This is a genomic window from Faecalispora sporosphaeroides DSM 1294, assembly GCA_000383295.1.
GTDB lineage: Bacteria > Bacillota > Clostridia > Oscillospirales > Acutalibacteraceae > Faecalispora > Faecalispora sporosphaeroides.
Genome location: KB911071.1, coordinates 113,321 through 130,785, shown reverse-complemented (window position 1 = coordinate 130,785; position 17,465 = coordinate 113,321). Strand labels below are relative to the sequence as shown.

The 17,465-nt window shown below is 56.1% G+C and carries 13 protein-coding genes and 1 pseudogene; 12 read left to right on the top strand and 2 right to left on the bottom strand.

All coding sequences use genetic code 11. The annotated features are described in order from the left end of the window. Positions 1-300: 300 nt before the first annotated feature. The 11 genes from G340_RS0111475 (at position 301) to G340_RS0111425 (ending at position 14,338) form a co-directional block, all read left to right on the top strand. Entirely contained in the window at positions 301-1,905 is a 1,605-nt protein-coding gene (locus G340_RS0111475) for an ABC transporter substrate-binding protein (RefSeq protein ID WP_020073802.1), read from the top strand. Positions 1,906-2,069: 164 nt separating this feature from the next. Beyond that, positions 2,070-3,014 carry an ABC transporter permease gene (locus G340_RS0111470; RefSeq protein WP_020073801.1) on the top strand — a complete coding sequence of 315 codons (945 nt, stop codon included), beginning with the start codon at positions 2,070-2,072 and terminating at the stop codon, positions 3,012-3,014. A 16-nt stretch (positions 3,015-3,030) separates the two neighbouring features. Further along, positions 3,031-3,948: an ABC transporter permease gene (locus G340_RS0111465; RefSeq protein WP_020073800.1), complete on the top strand. Its 918-nt coding sequence runs from the start codon at positions 3,031-3,033 to the stop codon at positions 3,946-3,948. A gap of 108 nt (positions 3,949-4,056) precedes the next feature. After that, positions 4,057-5,073, top strand: a complete 1,017-nt coding sequence (locus tag G340_RS0111460; RefSeq protein WP_020073799.1) for an ABC transporter ATP-binding protein — start codon at positions 4,057-4,059, stop codon at positions 5,071-5,073. Between the two features lie 11 nt (positions 5,074-5,084). Next, entirely contained in the window at positions 5,085-6,083 is a 999-nt protein-coding gene (locus G340_RS0111455) for an ABC transporter ATP-binding protein (RefSeq protein ID WP_020073798.1), read from the top strand. 53 nt (positions 6,084-6,136) lie between these two features. Then, positions 6,137-7,279: a M20/M25/M40 family metallo-hydrolase gene (locus tag G340_RS0111450; RefSeq protein WP_020073797.1), complete on the top strand. Its 1,143-nt coding sequence runs from the start codon at positions 6,137-6,139 to the stop codon at positions 7,277-7,279. Between the two features lie 15 nt (positions 7,280-7,294). Next, positions 7,295-8,755 (top strand): M20 family metallopeptidase, encoded by a 1,461-nt coding sequence (locus G340_RS0111445; protein ID WP_020073796.1) that lies wholly within the window; start codon positions 7,295-7,297, stop codon positions 8,753-8,755. A 128-nt stretch (positions 8,756-8,883) separates the two neighbouring features. Further along, positions 8,884-9,546 (top strand): cytidylate kinase-like family protein, encoded by a 663-nt coding sequence (locus G340_RS0111440; protein ID WP_033402274.1) that lies wholly within the window; start codon positions 8,884-8,886, stop codon positions 9,544-9,546. 298 nt (positions 9,547-9,844) lie between these two features. Beyond that, positions 9,845-10,831, top strand: a complete 987-nt coding sequence (locus G340_RS0111435) for a helix-turn-helix domain-containing protein (RefSeq protein ID WP_020073794.1) — start codon at positions 9,845-9,847, stop codon at positions 10,829-10,831. Positions 10,832-11,008: 177 nt separating this feature from the next. Continuing rightward, positions 11,009-12,295, top strand: coding sequence for a GLUG motif-containing protein (locus G340_RS0111430; protein WP_020073793.1), 1,287 nt, complete (start codon positions 11,009-11,011; stop codon positions 12,293-12,295). A gap of 318 nt (positions 12,296-12,613) precedes the next feature. Beyond that, positions 12,614-14,338 (top strand): GGDEF domain-containing protein, encoded by a 1,725-nt coding sequence (locus tag G340_RS0111425; protein ID WP_326522390.1) that lies wholly within the window; start codon positions 12,614-12,616, stop codon positions 14,336-14,338. A gap of 123 nt (positions 14,339-14,461) precedes the next feature. Here G340_RS0111425 and G340_RS0111420 read toward each other — a convergent pair whose 3' ends face one another. Beyond that, positions 14,462-15,325: a bifunctional 5,10-methylenetetrahydrofolate dehydrogenase/5,10-methenyltetrahydrofolate cyclohydrolase gene (locus G340_RS0111420; RefSeq protein WP_020073791.1), complete on the bottom strand. Its 864-nt coding sequence runs from the start codon at positions 15,323-15,325 to the stop codon at positions 14,462-14,464. Between the two features lie 442 nt (positions 15,326-15,767). Next, positions 15,768-16,061: pseudogene (locus G340_RS0111410) on the bottom strand (methyltransferase domain-containing protein); the annotation flags it as partial. 337 nt (positions 16,062-16,398) lie between these two features. Between G340_RS0111410 and G340_RS0111405 the strand changes: the two are divergent. Beyond that, positions 16,399-17,148, top strand: a complete 750-nt coding sequence (locus G340_RS0111405; RefSeq protein ID WP_027103977.1) for a DUF134 domain-containing protein — start codon at positions 16,399-16,401, stop codon at positions 17,146-17,148. Positions 17,149-17,465 lie beyond the last annotated feature (317 nt).

Sequence of the window (17,465 nt, the reverse complement as noted above, 5' to 3'; positions counted from 1 at the left end):
ACTTTAGTTATTCGTTCCAAATATAAAATATGGAGCTATTGCCTATATCCGGTACGAAAACTGCCGTTTGCAGGAGGTGCTTTGGAAGGGAACGGAAAAAGAAATATGACTTTTTAGAGCAGCAAACTTGCAAAAGTGAACTTGCGTCTATTGACAAATGTTTTTTGACGGACGTATAATTCAAAACAACATATCAATTTTATTTGAACGGCTTGCAATGGGGCATGCGAATTTTTAGAATTCGTGTGCCCTTTTTTGCGGTAAAGAAGATCGAAACATTTGTTAGGAGGGTACTATCACATGAAATCGAAGAAGCTCAAACGATTCCTTGCTTTGGTTCTGGCGGCGGCTATGTCGCTGACAGCCTGTTCCGGGTCTTCGGGAACACAAAGCTCCACCGGGTCCGGCCCTGCTTCCGCCCCGGAAAACGCAACATACAGGGAAACGCTGCACATTGCGGTAACACAGCAGGCGCCTTCTTTGGATTTGCACAAGAACAGCTCCCTGATTGCAAGACAAATTTGTGATGGTACCGTTTGGGAAAAGCTGGTCACGTTGAATTCCAAGGCGGAAGCGGTGCCGGAGCTCGCGGAAAAATATGAAGCGACAAACGACGGTAAAACGCTCACCTTCACGCTGAGAAAAGGCGTGAAATTCCACGATGGCAGCGAGATGAAGGCCGACGACGTCGTCGCCTCCATGAACCGCTGGATTGAGGGCTTCAGCTCTGCGAAGACGATGGTTGGAGATGCACGGTTTACCAAGGTGGATGATTCCACCGTGAAAATCGACGGCAAAACCTCGCTGATTCTGCTGCCTGCCATGATCGCGGGCGCCGCACAGCCGGCTTCCATCACAACGGCCGCCGCGTGCAAGAACGAAGACAGCAACGGCTTTTTGAAGGACTACATCGGCACCGGCCCCTATAAATTCTCTGAGTGGAAGCAGGATCAGTACGTTAAGCTGGAGCGCTTTGACGGCTACGTTCCCTACGGAACAAAGGGAACCGAGATGGACGGCTGGAGCGGCTATAAGGCGGCCCCCACCAAGATCCTCCAGTTTGATCTGGTCGCGGATCAGGCTACGGAGTCCGCAGGCCTCGAGGCCGGGCAGTACGACGTCGCGTTCAATGTTTCTTACGACGATTTTGACCGCCTGACAAACAACCCGAACCTGACTACGGTCAGCTCTCAGATGGGTTCCATCGCCTTTATCCCGAATCACAAGCAGGGCATTGCCTCCAAGCAGTATTTCCGCACCGCGGTCAATACCGCGCTCGATTGCGACGAGGTTCTGAGGGCCGCGTACGGGGGCGGCTACGAGCTCGGCTCCTCCTATATGGATGCCGGCCAGCCGTTCTGGAAATCTGAGGCCGGAAAAGAAAATTACAACCAGAAAGACCTTGAGAAGGCAAAGAAAATTCTGACGGACAACGGCTATAAGGGCGAACCCTTCACCATTCTGGTCTCCACTTTGAACAAGATGGATAACATGGGCATCGCAATCAAATCGCAGCTCGAGAAGATCGGCATTCCCGTAAAGCTCACCGTGGTGGACTGGGCTACCCTGACGGAATACCGCAAGGATCCCACCAAGTACGATATGTACATTACCACCTTTGCGGAGGTTCCGGTACCGTCTTTGAAGCTGTATTACGGCGCCGCGTATCCCGGCTGGTCCAACGATGAAAAGCTGCAGACCCTGTTTAAGGAAATGACCTCCGCCCCAACGCTGGAGGAGGCAAAAGCCAAATGGGATGAACTGCAGGGGTATTCCTGGGAGTACCTGCCGATCATCTGCCCCGGCCACTACATGGGTATGTTCGCGTGGCAGAAAAATGTGACCGGCATCAATATGTACAGCGGCGGGCCGAAATTCTGGAACGCGGGGATTGTGGAGTCTTAAGTCTGGAACAGGGAATTCTGAATACAGCCGATTTGCTTTGGAAGGAGCTTTGTGAGGAACCCGATGTTTCTTCCCCCGCCGCAAGGCAGGGGAAGAAACCGACAGACTGCTTTCAAGTGGAGCCATTTAATTTTTAGATTCTCTTGGTTGTGGGGGGAAAGTTGATGCAGAAGTTCATTGTTAAGAGACTGCTGTCCGTGATTCCGGTTTTGTTCGTGGTGTCGGTGGTCATTTTCACATTGCTGAAGATGGTGCCCGGCAGCCCGGCGGCCACTCTGCTGGGCGATTTGGCCACGGCGGACGATATTGCGAAGCTGGAAGAAAAAATGGGCCTGAACCGCCCGCTGGTGGAACAGTATTTCATCTGGATCGGGAATATGTTTCACGGCGATTTCGGGATCAGCACGGCAGGCGGCGAACCGGTTGCCAGTATGGTGTTCAGCCATGTGAAGCCGACCATCTCCCTTGCGCTGTACGCGCTCGTCATCGCCAGTGTGATCGCAATCCCGATGGGGATGCTGGCGGCGAAAAACAAGGGAACCGGTGTAGACCACGGCGTGACGGTGCTGTCTTTGGCGGGCATCTCGCTGCCCAGCTTTTTATTCGGTTTGTTTTTGATGCTCCTCTTCGCCGTAAAGCTGCATTTCTTCCCGGTTTCAGGGTATGTGGAAATCAGCCGGGGGTTTTGGCCGCACATCAAATCGCTGACGCTGCCGGCGATTGCGCTGGGGTTTATGAATGCGGCGCTGATGATGCGCATGACCCGCTCCGCGATGCTGGAGGTTCTGGGCAGCGACTACATCAAAATGGCCAAGGCGAAGGGCGTGCGGAATTTTGTCATCACCACCAAGCACGCGCTGCGCAACTCTCTGGTTACGATCATCACGATGATCGGCCAGAGCGCGGTGCAGATGCTGGCCGGAGCGGCGGTTATCGAAAGCCTGTTCTCCATTCCGGGCCTTGGACAGCTGATGGTCAATTCCATCGGCCGCCGCGACTACTATGTAATTCAGGCGATCGTGCTTTTGATCGCGCTGTTCAATGTGCTGATCAATATGCTGGTGGATCTGCTGTACGGCGTGGCAGATCCCAGAGTCAGAGCAACCTGAGAGGAGGGAAAACGAGATGCTAGGTACAAACGGTTCGGAGGGCGCCATGGTTTACACGACCGCCCAGAACAACCTGAGTCTGCAGAAGAAAAAGCTGGCGCAGGAGCAGTTTGAAATCAGGCTGAAGAAATTCACCCATAACCGGGCTTCGGTATTCGGCCTGGCGGTTGTCGTCCTTGTGATCGTCCTGGCGGTGTTTGCCCCGCTGATTGCTGTGCACGATCCGCTCGCGATGAATACGGCGGATCGCCTGAAGGGCATCAGCGCAGAGCACTGGTTCGGCACCGACAATATGGGGCGCGACGTATTTGCCCGCGTGCTGTACGGCGCCCGGATTTCTCTCGCCGTCGGTTTTACGGTCGGCCTTGTTTCGGGCTTTCTGGGGCTTGTGATCGGGCTGTATGCCAGCACCAATGCGCTCGCGGACAATATCCTCATGCGCGTCTGCGACGGCCTCAAGGCAATCCCAAGCACGCTTTTGGCCATCACGATGATGGCGGTGCTGGGCGCGGACATCAAGAACGTGATCATCAGCCTGATCGTCGTCAATATTCCCAATATGGCCCGTCTGGCCCGCAGCCAGGCGCTGGTGGTGAAGGAGCAGACGTATATTGAGGCGATGCGGTGCCTCGGTTCCTCCCAAAAGCGGATTTTGTGGGCGCACATCGTACCGAACATCCTCTCGCCGATGATCGTTCAGATGACCTTCGTGTTTGCGAGCGCCATCATCACCGAGGCGGCCCTCAGCTTTCTCGGCGCCGGAGTTCCGGCCCCCGCGCCGAGCTGGGGCAACATTTTAAAAGAGGGCAAGGACGTGATCTACACCGCCTGGTGGATGATCCTGTTCCCCGGCGTGTTCACCGCGCTGACGGTGCTGGGGCTGAACCTTCTGGGTGACGGTGTGCGCGATCTGATGGACCCGAAAAGCAACTGAAGAGAATCCGCGGCGAAACGGGAGAATTTGCGCCCGCGCCGCCGGCGGGAGGGCGAACCCCCTTCGCTGTATGGCTCGAGAAGCCGTGTGAGAGGAGAGACCGGCAGCATGGAAAGAGTATTGCAGGTAGAAAATTTATGTACCGAATTCAAAACGGAGCGCGGCATGCTCAAAGCGGTGGACGGCGTCAGCTTTGAGGTGCGCGAGGGCGAAATGCTCGGCATCGTCGGGGAATCCGGATGCGGCAAAAGCGTCACCTCCCAGTCGATTCTGCGGCTGTACGACGAAAAGTCGTTTGTGCGCTACACCGGCGATGTGCGGTTCCACGACGAAAGCTTGCTCACGCTCCCCGAAAAACAGATGGAAAGCGTGCGCGGCGCCAAGATTTCGATGGTGTTTCAGGACGCGCTCAGCTCTCTGAATCCGGTATTTACGGTGGGTGATCAGATCATGGAAGCGATTCTGATCCACCAGAAAAGAACCAAGGCCGAGGCCAAAGCGCAGGCGATCGAAATGCTGAATATGGTCGGCATCCCCGACCCGGCGCGGCGGTTTCACCAGTACCCGTTCGAGCTTTCGGGCGGCATGCGGCAGAGGGTGATGATTGCGGTGGCACTGGCCTGCCACCCGCAGCTTTTGATCGCCGACGAGCCCACCACCGCGCTGGATGTGACGATTCAGGCGCAGATTATGGATTTGATTGTGGATATGAACAAGCGCCTCGGCATGGCGGTGATGCTCATCACACATGATCTGGCGGTTGTGGCCGAAACGTGCGACCGGGTGATCGTGATGTACCTTGGCCAGATCGTGGAAGAGGGACGGGTGGAGGATATTTTTGATCATCCCATGCACCCATACACGATGGGGCTGATGAATTCCATCCCGAAGCTCGACACCGCCAAGGCGACCCGGCTGTACCAGATTAGCGGCACGGTTCCGCTCCTGAACCAGATTCCCGTGGGCTGCCGGTTTGCCCCCCGCTGCCCCTATGCCACCGACCTGTGCCGGGAAGAAATGCCCGGGCTGAGCCGGGTTACGCAAACGCAGAGTGTGCGCTGCCATTACAGGAACGAACAAAACGGCGGCTTCGTTGAGGAGCCTCCCCAGTATGAGGCCGGTTAGGAGGAAATGAGATGACAAATACCGCAAAGGTTGTTTTGCGCGGAACAGGGGTCAAAAAATATTTTCCTGTGCGCAGCTCGGTTTTAAATCGGGTGAAGAGGAACGTAAAAGCGGTGGACGGTATCGATATTTCTCTGTATGAGGGCGAGATTTACGGCCTTGTAGGGGAAACCGGCTGCGGCAAAAGCACGCTGGGCCGCACGCTGGCCTACCTGACCGAACCCACCGGCGGCTCGATTGAGGTGCTGGATCAGGATATGACGGCGATGAAGCGCCACCAGCTGATCGAAATGCGCCGCAAAATCCAGATGGTGTTTCAGGACCCCTACACCTCGCTGGATCCCAAGCAGCGAGTGGGCGATATCCTCACGGAGGCGCTGAAGATTCACAACATCGGCACCCGCGAATCCCGCATGGATACCGCGGTGGAGATTATGGAGAAGGTGGGCCTGCGGCTCGAGCATTTCTACCGCTATCCCCACGAGTTTTCCGGCGGGCAGCGGCAGAGGGTCGGCCTGGCCAGAGCGCTGATTTTGAACCCGAAGATCATCATTTGCGACGAGCCCGTTTCCGCGCTGGACGTATCGATTCAGGCACAGATCATCAACCTGTTGCAGGATCTGCGGGAAAAGGAGCAGATTTCGTTTTTGTTTATCGCGCATGATATGAGCGTGGTAAAATATGTGTCCGACAGAGTAGGGGTCATGTATTTGGGGCATATGATGGAGGAGGCCGAAACGGAGGAGTTGTTCCGCAATACGCTGCATCCGTATGCGAAGGCGCTGCTTTCCGCCGTTCCGAACCCCTCTCCCCACACGAAAAAAGAGAGAATTGTATTACAGGGCGATCTTCCGTCCCCCATCAATCTGCCGTCCGGCTGCGTGTTCCATACGCGTTGCCCGTACGCTGCCGAGCAGTGCTCGGTGCGCACGCCGCATTTGAAGGAGGCTGCGCCCGGCCACCGGGTGGCCTGCCTGATGTATGAGGAGGGCTGGTCGGCCCGGGCCTGAGCGGGAGGGAAGATCCCCGGCGAAAACGAACGATGACTGGGAGGGTACCAACAGTGCTGACACAAAACGCGCAGAATTTTCTGCAGACTCACGGCAACGAGGCGTATCAGTTGTTAAAGACAATGGCGGCGATTCCATCCCCGTCGAACCATGAAGAGCGGCGGATGGAATTTTGCAAACAGTGGCTGGAGTCCTGCGGGGCCAAAGGCGTGTACACCGACAGCGCGCTCAACGTGGTTTGCCCGGTTGGGGTGACAAAGGAGAACCCGGTCGTCGTGTTCTGCGCCCACACCGACGTGGTGTTCCCGGATACCGACCCGCTCCCCGTGCGGGAGCATTCGGGTCGGCTCTGGGCGCCCGGCGTGGGCGACGATACGGCAAACCTGGCCGCCTTGATGATCGCGGCCAAATATGTTGTGCAGGAGGGGCTTCGCCCCAAAAACGGCGTGGGGGTGCTGTTCGTCTGCAACTCCGGAGAAGAGGGAATGGGGAACCTGAAGGGCTCCCGCAAGCTCTGCGAGGATTACGAAGGACGCATTCAGGCCTTTTGCAGCTTTGACGGAACCTTGACGCACGTGGTGAACCGCTCGGTTGGGTCCCAGCGCTTCCGGGTCGCCGTAACGGCGCAGGGCGGGCACTCCTATATAGATTTTGGGCGCCCCAACGCAATTGCGCAGCTGGCCGCGGTCGTCTCCGACCTGTACGCCGTGGGAATTCCCTCTTACGGGAGAACCACCTGCAACGTCGGAACAATTTCGGGCGGCACCTCCGTCAATACCATTGCGCAGAACGCCGAGATGCTGTGCGAATACCGGTCGGACGACGCCCGCGGTCTGCAGTATATGCAGGAGCAATATGAAAGAATTTTCTCCGCACACCGGAAAAAAGGAGTGGAGCTTGCGGTGGAGGTGGTCGGGAGCCGCCCCGGCGAACAGCTTTCCGCGGCGGCGGCCGCGGAGCGCGACCGCCTGGTGCAAAGGGCTGCCGATATTATCGAGCAAGTAACGGGAAAACGCCCGGGCACGGCGTCCTCCTCCACAGACTGCAACATTCCGCTGTCGCTGGGAATCCCCAGCGTGTGCTTTGGGTCTTACTACGGCGCCGGGGCGCATACGCGGGAGGAATATGTGGAAATTGATTCCCTGCCGCTCGGGTACCGGGTCGTGATGGAAAGTGTGCTGGAGTATTTCCAATAAACCAGGAGATGACTTATGAAACAGGAGTTGGATCTGCATCGTTATCTTGCGGAAATCGATGAGAAAGCAATGCCGCTCAGCGCGCTGAGCGATCAAATATGGGAGTTTGCCGAAACGCAGTTCGAGGAATTTCAATCGGCGGAGGCCCTCTGTGCCTTCCTTGAGAACGAGGGGTTTACGGTGGAGCGGGGCGCGTTCGATATTAAAACCGCGTTTACCGCCACCTTTGGGTCGGGCGGCCCGCGCATCGGAATTCTGGGCGAGTTTGACGCGCTTTCCGGTTTGAACCAAAAGGCGGGGGTTGTCCGCAGAGAATCGGATCACCCCGAGGCGAACGGCCACGGCTGCGGGCATAACCTGCTCGGTGTCGGATCCGTTGCGGCGGCGCTGGCGGTTAAAAAGTACCTGGAGGACGGGTTCCCCGGTTCGGTTACTTATTTCGGCTGCCCCGGCGAGGAGGGCGGCTCCGGCAAGGCCTACATGGCAAGGGCGGGCGCGTTTTCCGGGCTGGACTGCGCGCTGACCTGGCACCCGTCGAGCCTCTATATGGTGTACCAGAACAGCTCGCTTGCGAACTTTCAGGTGCAGTTTACCTTTCACGGCGTCAGCGCACACGCCGCCGGCAGTCCCGAAATGGGGCGCAGCGCGCTCGACGCGCTGGAGCTGATGAATGTCGGCGCGAATTTTCTGCGGGAGCACATGATCGAAAAGGCCCGCGTTCATTATGCGGTCACCAATACGGGCGGGTATTCCCCAAATGTGGTGCAGAACCTGGCCAAGGCGATCTATCTCGTTCGCGCACCCCGGCAGGATCAGGCGCTGGAGCTTTTAAACCGGGTCAAGAAGATCGCGGAGGGGGCGGCGCTCATGACCGAGACCACCGTGGAGCACCAACTGATCAAGTCCTGCGCCAACATGATCTCGAATCAGGTGCTGGAGCAGGTGATGTTCGATTCCCTTACGGAGGTCGGTATGCCCGGCTATACTCCCGAGGAATATGAGCTGGCGCGGCGCTATGCCGATACCGCGCCAAAGGGCGCCGACCGCGGCTATATGGATGCGGTTCAGGAGCGGCTTGACCCCAGGAACAAGCGGCTCCTGCTCCAAAAAAAATCCGACCCGCTGTACGATTTCATCGTCCCTTATGAGCCGATGCATCTGGTGCGGGTGGAAGCAGGCTCCACCGATGTGGGCGATGTCAGCTGGATGTGCCCGACCGCGCAGCTGTATGCCGCCACCTGGGCCCCCGGAACGCCGGGGCATTCGTGGCAGGTGGTCTCTCAGGGGAAATCCTCCCACGCGCACAAGGGGATGCTGCTGGCCGGCAAGGTGATCGCGCTCACTGCCATGCGCCTGATGCGGCAGCCGGCGCTTTTGGAGCAGGCGAAGGAAGAGCATGCGCTGGCACTGCAGGGGCAGACCTATCTTCCGATTCCAGACGAGATTCATCCGGTGCCCCTCAGAACCATGAGCTGATCGGAAGCCGTGGATAATAATGAAAACGGGTTTCTTTGCGCGCGAAAGGCGGAGAAAACCGGCCTCAATCCCGGGTTTGGTACCGTCATACGGAAAATCAATCGGAGGAAAAAGGGAGAGTGGAAACGATGGAACCTATCGTGATTACGATTGCCCGCGGCTTTGGAACAGGCGGCCGTGAAATCGCCGCGCGGCTTGCGGATCGTCTGGGAATTCACAGCTATGCCAATCGGATTCTGACGCTCGCGTCCCAATACAGCGGCAGAGACGAACACGACTTTGTAGAGGTGGACGAACGCCTGCGGGACGGGTACCTGCGCCAGCAATTGATGTCGCTGCAAAAACGGCTGACCCCGCTGCCGCATACCCATCCGTTTGAATCCGATGACCGCCTGTTCGAGTTTCAGAAGAAAATCATTCAGGAGCTGGCCCGCACGGAGAGCTGCGTCATCGTGGGCAAATGCGCCGATTATGTGCTGCAGGATTTTGACAACGTGCTGAGCGTATATGTGGAGGCCCGCAGGGTGTTCTGTGTGGAGCGCGTGATGAAAACGATGAACGTATCAGAGAGTGAGGCGCACAGCCTGATTGCCAAAACAGATAAATATCGCGCCGAATACTATAAATATTACACCGGCGGCAACTATTGGACGAATCCGGTCAACTATGATATGACGCTGAACAGCGGCCGGTGGAGCATTGACCAATGCGTCGATTTGATCGTGCAGGCGCTGCGAATCAAATTCGGCGACCGCTGCGAAAAAGCATTTCCCTCCATTTCAATATCCTAACAGGCAAAACGCGGAAGACGACTTGTTTTCCGCGTTTTGCCGCCGGGAGGGCTGCGCGGCTGCAAAACGGGTACCCTTTTGTCTGCCGCCCGCATGGGCTGGCGTTCGGCGGCCCCCGTTTGTGTTTTGCTATCTGCATCCCTAAAAGAGAGTGCTTTGGGGGCGTATTCTGCGTCCGTTTTGAGCGAAACGGCTTTTGAGGATGCTTGACATTGTGCGCGGTATTTGATACGCTTGTTGTTAGAAAAGGCTAACTGAACAGCGGGCCTGCCCAACAGGAAGAAGTGGAGGGGACTGTATGCATTCATTGGAGGAATATGATCTGATTTCTCCCGAGTCTTTAACGGTAAGGTACCGGCCCGACTGTGCGGTGTACCACATGACAAACATCGGCGGGGAGGGAACAATGACCAGCTTTGAGGTGTTCGACGGCGTTGAGCTGGTATACAACGATTTTCATTCCGCCTATTGCGTTTCGGGCAAAGGTACGACGGCCGACGTTATGGAGATCAACCACTGCCGCATGGGGCGCTTTGAATGCGATTTTCTGAACGGCACCTGCGTTTACCTGGAAGAAGGCGACCTTGCGGTAAATATGGTGAAAAACAAGACGAAAAACCCCTGCTTCCCCTTGGAATATTACAGCGGGGTTTCGATTGTAATCGACCTTGCGCGGGCCGAACATTCCCTTTCGGGTGTGCTCAAGGACATCTCGATCGACCTCTGCGCGCTGCGGGAGAAGCTGTGCGCGGGCAACCGCTGCTTCGTTATGCGCGCCACCGATTCCATTGAGCATATATTTTCAGAGCTTTACACCGTGCCGGATCAGGTGAAGTTCGGCTACTTCAAGCTCAAGGTGCTGGAGCTTCTGCTGTTCCTCAGCGTCATCAATCCCGAAGAACATTTGGCGGTCCCGCGCTATTTTCAGAAGAATCAGGTGGAGTGTGTTAAGCGGATGAAAAACTATATGGTGTGCCATCCGGACTGCCACTTCACGCTGCAGGAGCTGTCGGAACGGTTTGATCTGCCGATGACCACCATGAAGCAGTGCTTTAAGGGGGTTTACGGAACCTCCGTCTATGCGTATATGCGATGTTACCGCATGCAGCGGGCCGCCGTGCTGCTGTGCCAGAGCAGCGAAAGCGTTTCCTCCGTTGCGTGGAGGCTGGGGTATGTCAACGCGAGCAAATTCGCCTCCGCGTTCAAGCAGGTGATGGGCCTTTCGCCGATGGAATACCGCAAAAGACATCGTCTGAATGGAGCGGAAATTGTCCGCGCGGAGTAGAAGCGTCCGCCGCTTCGGGAGTATAATCATTTTCTGTTAACAGGGCAGAGCGCGCGCCGAAGGGCGCGGTTCCTCGGACTGCGAGTTAGCAAAAGCTAACACGGCTCCCGCCGCGGCGCGGGGTGCTTCCGCCCAGCCTGAAACACAAATGATGCATACCAGAAACGGAGGAAGAATATGAACGGACAGACCCAATCCAAAATGCAGCTTCGCGCGCGGGAGAATCCGCGCGGCAAAAAAAGGTACCTTGCGCTCGCCTGCGCGCTGATGCTCTCGGTTTCCATGCTCACCGGCTGCCAGGGCCAGCAGGCAAACGACGCGGCCTCTTCGCAGGTACAGTCGGTTTCTGAGCAGGCCGGCGGCTTTGCCGGCGGCAGCGGCACTGCGCAGGACCCCTGGCAGGTGGCGACGGCGGAACAGCTGAATCGGGTGAGAGAGCAGCTTTCGGGCCATTATGTGCTCACGGCGGACATCGATTTGTCGCCGCTTGGCAGCTTTGACCCCATCGGTACCTTCGAGCCCAAATCTGAGAAGGAAGAGGATGCGGAAACGCCGAGCGACGCGGCCGCGTTCAGCGGTACCTTTGATGGAGCAGGACATAAAATCTCGAACGTGGCTGTCAGCAGCAAGTACCAAAACGGTGTAGGCCTGTTTGGCTGCATCAGCGGAGAAGCCGCCGAGCTGAAGGATCTGACGGTGGAGAACATCGTTGTTCCGTCCTCTCAAATGTATGTGGGAGGAATCGTCGGCTACGCCAACGGCAAGGAGCTTAGCGGCCTCACCCTGACCGGGAAAAGCAGCGTGACGGGCCATTTTCTGGTGGGCGGCGTTGTCGGCGCCAGCCATGCGGATATTAAAAACTGCAAGGCCAGCGCGACCGTCATCCTCAGCGGCGACAATACCCAGGGGGCGGGCCTGATCGTCGGCGGGGGCGAGGACTGCAATGTGGAAGGCTGCGAGGCTTCCGGCGCGGTTGAGGCCAAGGGAACCGGCTGCTACAGCATCGGCGGTCTGGCCGGGTGCTTCCACAACAGCGAATACGCGAAAAACTGCACGGCGGATTCCGTGACGATCACCGCCGGGGAAAAATCCACTCTAATCGGCGGCCTTGCGGGCCACGCCGGCACACAGAGCGGCGCCGCAACGCAGATTACAGACTGCAAAGCGACCAACATCACCATTCAGGCGGCAGACACTGCCAGCCGCATCGGCGGAATTGTGGGCGGCGGCTTTTATCTGAATGCTTACAGCAATTATTACCCCGAGCCCACGGCTTTTGATGTGGTGAATTGCACCGCGTCCGGCAAAATCGACGGCGGCAGATTTGTGGGGAGCGTCGCCGGGTATGTTCACAACAACGCCGTTGTAAAGGACTGCACCGCGCAGATTGCGGTCAACGGCAATTCCAATGCGGAGCAGATCGGCGCGGCCTACGATTCCTGGAAGGACGTCGGCGCGATCTGATTTGAGAAATGGGGAGCGCACGCCGCCGTTTGGGTCATGCCCTTCCCCTTTTTACCAGTGTGTTTTTTCGGCGGAGATAACCTCCTGTGCAGAGTGCTGCTCTGCGCAGGAGGTTTTTCATGCGGAAATCTGGCGGGGCTTCTGCTCCGACCTGTTTTTTTAATTTGATTTTAACGCGTTATCAGAGCATGCATAATCGAAAAGATGTATAATTTACATGCAAATTTTTATAAATGAGAAATGTTTTTATCTTCCGGTGATAGAATCGATCCAACAGAGCAACGAGGGGTGGCGGAACGGATGGGGTCTGAAAATTCTTTGCTTGAAATCATAAGAGGGAGATACATCAAGCCTGTGTATCAGCCCATCGCCTCTCTGCGGGACGGCAGTATTCTGGGGTATGAGGCACTCAGCAGAATTTCTCTTCCGGGCTGTGAAATCAACATAGAAGAGCTGTTTGATCTGGCCACCTCCACACAACGGCTGTGGGAGCTGGAGCGCCTTTGCCGCACGCAGGCCCTGAGAAATGCCGTGGCAAAGCCGGTGGGCACGCGGCTGTTCCTCAATGTGGACCCCAATATTTTGTATGACCCCGAGTTTATTTCGGGATTTACGAGCCAGATGCTCCGCGAGTTCGGAATGAATCCGGACGAGGTGATTTTTGAAATTACCGAGAAGAGCAGCGTCAGCGCAGTTCCGGTTTTTATCTCCTCCATTGAGCATTATCAAAAGCAGAATTTTCAAATTGCGATCGACGATTTTGGTTCCGGCTATTCCGGTCTGGTACGGGTCTGCGCATTTTTGCCGAACTACCTCAAAATCGATATGGGGATCGTGAGGAAAATTGATCAGGACAGCAGAAAAAAATCTGTAATGACCGGAATCGTAAAATTCTGCAGAGAAGCCGGAATCCAGGTGATTGCGGAGGGAATCGAAACACAGGAGGAGCTTGCCACTCTGATTCAGGTTGGGGTGGATTACGGGCAGGGCTTTTTTCTTGCAAGGCCCAGCGAAAATTTTCAGCGGCTGCCCGGCGAAATCAAGCTGCTCATTAAAGAAGCCCGGAACAATTCGCTGAACATGGGCGGCAGCGTGCCCGTTTTTGGGCATGTTGGCGCGATTTGCCGCAAAAAAAGAGCGCTGCCGGCGAATGCTCCCGCGCTCCCGGTGTATCGGGATATGTGCAGCGACCCCTCTATGACCGAGGTCTGCGTTTTGAATGATGACGGCACCGTCTGCGGGCTTTTGACGCGCCAGTATCTGCTGGGGCGCTTCAGCGGGCAGTTCGGGTACAGCCTGTATTACCGCCGAACGGTAAAGGAGCTGGTTCGGGAAGATTTTTTATCGGTGGATTCCGCCACGGCTATTGACGATGTGGCCGCCCAGGCGATGGAGCGCGGGCCGAAAAATGTGTACGACGCCGTGGTGGTCACCGAGGGGAAGCAGTATCTTGGCATTGTCACCGTTCGCGACCTGTTGAACGAGGCGATCAGTATTCGGGTAAAGAATGCGGCGGACGCGAATCCGCTCACGGGGCTGCCCGGCAATAACGCCATTCAGCGCGCGATTGAAGAGCTGATTGCCGACGATCGGGACTGCGCGATCATCTATCTTGATCTGGATAATTTTAAGGCGTACAACGACGCCTACGGCTTCTCCTGCGGGGACAACATGCTCCGGCTTTTGGCGCAGGCCATGAACCTGTGCTGCTCCGCCGGGGATTTTAAAGGGCATATCGGCGGAGACGATTTTATCATCCTCACGCGCGACACAGAGCGTCTGCACGAGCTGTGCGGCCATATTATCGAAACCTTCTCAGAGCAGATACAGTCGCTCTATTCCAAAGAGGACTGGGAGCGCGGCTACATCGTTTCAAAAAACCGCAACGGATTTGCGGAGAATTTTCCGATCGCCACGCTTTCCATTGCGGCGGTGACGAACCGTACGGTCGATTTTTCTCAGACGGAGCTGTTGTCGAAAACCGTTGCCCATGCGAAAAAGCAGTGCAAGCAACAGGCGGGCCATTCCGTTGTGATTGTTTGAAAGCCTGTTTCAGCGCAAAATGCGCAGCAATGCCATCCGGCGGGCTGGCCATTCCCTTGGAACAGCACGAAAACCCGCGGGCGGTCTGCCGGGAAGGATAAGCCTCCAAATTCGGCTGCCGCCTTACCGCTGCTGTTGAGGGAGGGAACGTTTTGCGGCCTCGATCACGTGCTTGGCGAGAATCGTGGTGGTGACGGTTCCGACTCCGCCGGGAACGGGAGTGAGCGCCTCCGCCACCGAGTTTGCCGCCTCAAAATCAACGTCGCCGTACAGGCGGCCGTCCGGCCCTACGGTGACGCCGACATCCAGAATCACCTGGCCGGGTGAAAGGCAGTCTTTGTTCAGCAGCGCACGCGCCCCCGCCGCCGCTATGAGGAGTTCCGCCCGGCGGCACTCCGAGGGCAGGTCTACGGTATCAATGTGGCACAGGGTGACGGTGGCCCCGCGCGCCAGCAGCATCATTGCCACCGGCCGGCCGATCACAAGGCTGGCGCCCACCACAACGGCGCGCTTGCCCCGCAAAGAGACGCCGCAGTAATCCAGAATATCAATGCAGGCCTGCGCGGTGCAGGGAGGGAACCCCTGCCGCACGCCGGTGAAAACGCCGTATAGGGAAAGACTGGTTACGCCGTCCACATCCTTTTCGCAGCAGAGTGCGTCGCGGATGGCCCGGTCGTCCAGATGCGGCGGGAACGGGCGCAGCAGCAGCACCCCGTGAACACGGGGGGATAGATTCAGTGCTTCAATCACCTGCAGCACTTCGCCGAGGCTGCTGTTTTCCGGCAGAATCAGCGACTGAACGGCAATGCCGAGCGTTTCACAGCGTTTGGTCGCCCCCGCCTGATAAGCCGCGGATTCGGGACGATCTCCAATGCGCACAACGGCCAGAGTCGGCGTGCAGCCCTGTTCCCTTAACAGGGCGGTCTCCTGCCTGAGCGCGCCGTTCATGGAGGTGACGATCTCTTTTCCTGCAATGATTCTGGCCATTTGCAAATCCTCCTATAACGAGAAAAAGATGCTTCTGCCGTTACAAGCGGCAGAAGCCAGGGGGGTTATCCATCCCAATTTTCAAGGCTCTTTCAGTCGTCTGCGGCTCGCCGCCGAAAACGGCGGGAGGCTGTAAGTCCCTTTCCAAGGAGCTGTAACCTCTGCTAAGGTTTTATTATAAAGGAATTGAAAAAAACAAACAAGGTGAATTTGTTCTAAAATAGAATAAAAACATGAAATTTGTTCTATTTTAGAACAAAGGAAAAGGTCGAATCGAAAATTTTGTTTCGGTTCGACCTTTTTGAGACGCTTTTCCAATGGTTCAGGCAGGCATTTCTTGCTCGTCTATGAAAGAATGGCAAAGTTGCTCCTGCCACAGTGGGTTTGACATTTGCTGCCTGTTCAGGTTCGGCCTATCAGCGTGTAGAGGTTTTCGCCCTGCTCAAACCCATGCGGCGCGGCAAAAGCGGTGCGTGGTGAGCTGCTCTTCCAGCCGCTCCAAGCTCCAAAGGCGCTTCGGCGGCGGACCGAACTGTGTTGGCATTGGAAAAAATTCAATGACGGCGAGGGTGCCGCCCGGCTTTAGAATGTGCCGAATTTGCTCCAGCCTTTCACCGGGCTTTTCCAGCTTGTGAGAAACGGTGCAGAGCAGCGCTGTGTCGCAGGAGGAATCCGGCACGTTTTTTACGTTGTTTTCCACAATCACGTTCCGGGCGTCTCGCTTTGCCTGCTTTGCAGCAGCTCCGGCAGCTCGGCAGAAATTTCGACCGCATACACCTTATTGGTCAGCTCCGACGCCGCAAAGGTAAAACCCCCGTTCTCGCGCCGATGTCACAAAAGGTGTTCCCGCGCGTCAGGCCGATCCTTTTCAGCGTTTCCGGTGGGTTCAGCTCCTGAATCCGCTCTGTGCGTTCCCGCTGCAGTTGCTGGTTCCCCGGCTTTTGAGGGAAGAAACAGGCTCTATTTTGAAATCCGCTTTTGCATTTATTTTGAATAATAGATTGACATATGTCAAAAATAGAGTATGATATAAATGACATATGCCGATAATTTACCTGAAAGGAGACGTCGCCATGCCAAGACCCCGAAAATGCAGGCGGGTATGTACCATGCCGCAGCGGCGCAGCTTTGGGCCGCTGGATGGGGCTGAAAACGACACTCCGCCCATTCTGCTGTCGGTCGATGAGTTTGAGTGCATCCGGCTGATCGATCTGGCGGGAATGACGCAGGAGGAATGCGCCCGGCAGATGGGGGTAGCCCGCACAACGGCGCAGGCCATCTACGCCGGCGCGCGCGAAAAGCTGGCCGATTGCATTGTGAACGGCAAAAAGCTGCACATCGAGGGCGGCGACTATATTCTGTACGGCAGTTCGTCGGCCTGTGGGTGCGGCTGCTGCCACCAGAGGCGGCCGTGCGAAAAAAAAATACAGGAGGGAAAGAACATGATTCTGGCAATGCCGTATGAAAACGGAGCGATATTTCAGCATTTTGGCAAGAGCAAGGAGTTTCAGCTGTATGAGATTGAGGACGGAAAAATCCTCGGGAGCCGCGTGATATCTGCCGGAGAGAACGGGCACAGCGCGCTGGCCGATTTGCTCGGTAAGCAGGGAGTGACCGTGATGGTGTGCGGCGGAATCGGTGACGGGGCCAAACAGGCGCTTGCACAATGGGGGATTCGGGTGCTGGCCGGAGTACAGGGCCCTGTGGAGCAGGCAGTGGAGAAGTATCTCGCCGGGCGTCTTTCCGCATCTTCCAATGCAACCTGCGACCATCATCATGAGGAAGGGCACTCCTGTCACGGCGGGGATTCCTGCTGTCACTGAGCGGCTGCACGCAGTGACATATGAATATTTTGATTTTTTTATAATTCGCTATTTACAAATAAAAGAGTATATGCTAATATAAGTTTATATTAGTGCAAAGAAAGCTGAAAAGCAGTCGGCTCAATTTGGCTGGCCGGTAAATCTGAATATTCGTTCGAGGGCGAACAAGAGCTATTTGCTTTTGTTCGCCTTTTTTTACAAATTTATTCATAGCAATTTTCACATCAGAAGATTCAAAGGAACAAATTTATAAACTTGTTACAAAATAAATTAACCATTTTTAAAAAATATATTGACATACTATTATTTAATCACTA

What these genes read in the sequence shown, in the direction of transcription:
- G340_RS0111445 (WP_020073796.1), top strand. Translation starts at nt 7,295, where the DNA reads ATGAAACAGGAGTTGGATCTGCATCGTTATCTTGCGGAAATCGATGAG.
- G340_RS0111465 (WP_020073800.1), top strand. Translation starts at nt 3,031, where the DNA reads ATGCTAGGTACAAACGGTTCGGAGGGCGCCATGGTTTACACGACCGCC.
- G340_RS0111420 (WP_020073791.1), bottom strand. Translation starts at nt 15,325, where the DNA reads ATGGCCAGAATCATTGCAGGAAAAGAGATCGTCACCTCCATGAACGGC.
- G340_RS0111475 (WP_020073802.1), top strand. Translation starts at nt 301, where the DNA reads ATGAAATCGAAGAAGCTCAAACGATTCCTTGCTTTGGTTCTGGCGGCG.
- G340_RS0111435 (WP_020073794.1), top strand. Translation starts at nt 9,845, where the DNA reads ATGCATTCATTGGAGGAATATGATCTGATTTCTCCCGAGTCTTTAACG.
- G340_RS0111460 (WP_020073799.1), top strand. Translation starts at nt 4,057, where the DNA reads ATGGAAAGAGTATTGCAGGTAGAAAATTTATGTACCGAATTCAAAACG.
- G340_RS0111430 (WP_020073793.1), top strand. Translation starts at nt 11,009, where the DNA reads ATGAACGGACAGACCCAATCCAAAATGCAGCTTCGCGCGCGGGAGAAT.
- G340_RS0111455 (WP_020073798.1), top strand. Translation starts at nt 5,085, where the DNA reads ATGACAAATACCGCAAAGGTTGTTTTGCGCGGAACAGGGGTCAAAAAA.
- G340_RS0111405 (WP_027103977.1), top strand. Translation starts at nt 16,399, where the DNA reads ATGCCAAGACCCCGAAAATGCAGGCGGGTATGTACCATGCCGCAGCGG.
- G340_RS0111440 (WP_033402274.1), top strand. Translation starts at nt 8,884, where the DNA reads ATGGAACCTATCGTGATTACGATTGCCCGCGGCTTTGGAACAGGCGGC.
- G340_RS0111470 (WP_020073801.1), top strand. Translation starts at nt 2,070, where the DNA reads ATGCAGAAGTTCATTGTTAAGAGACTGCTGTCCGTGATTCCGGTTTTG.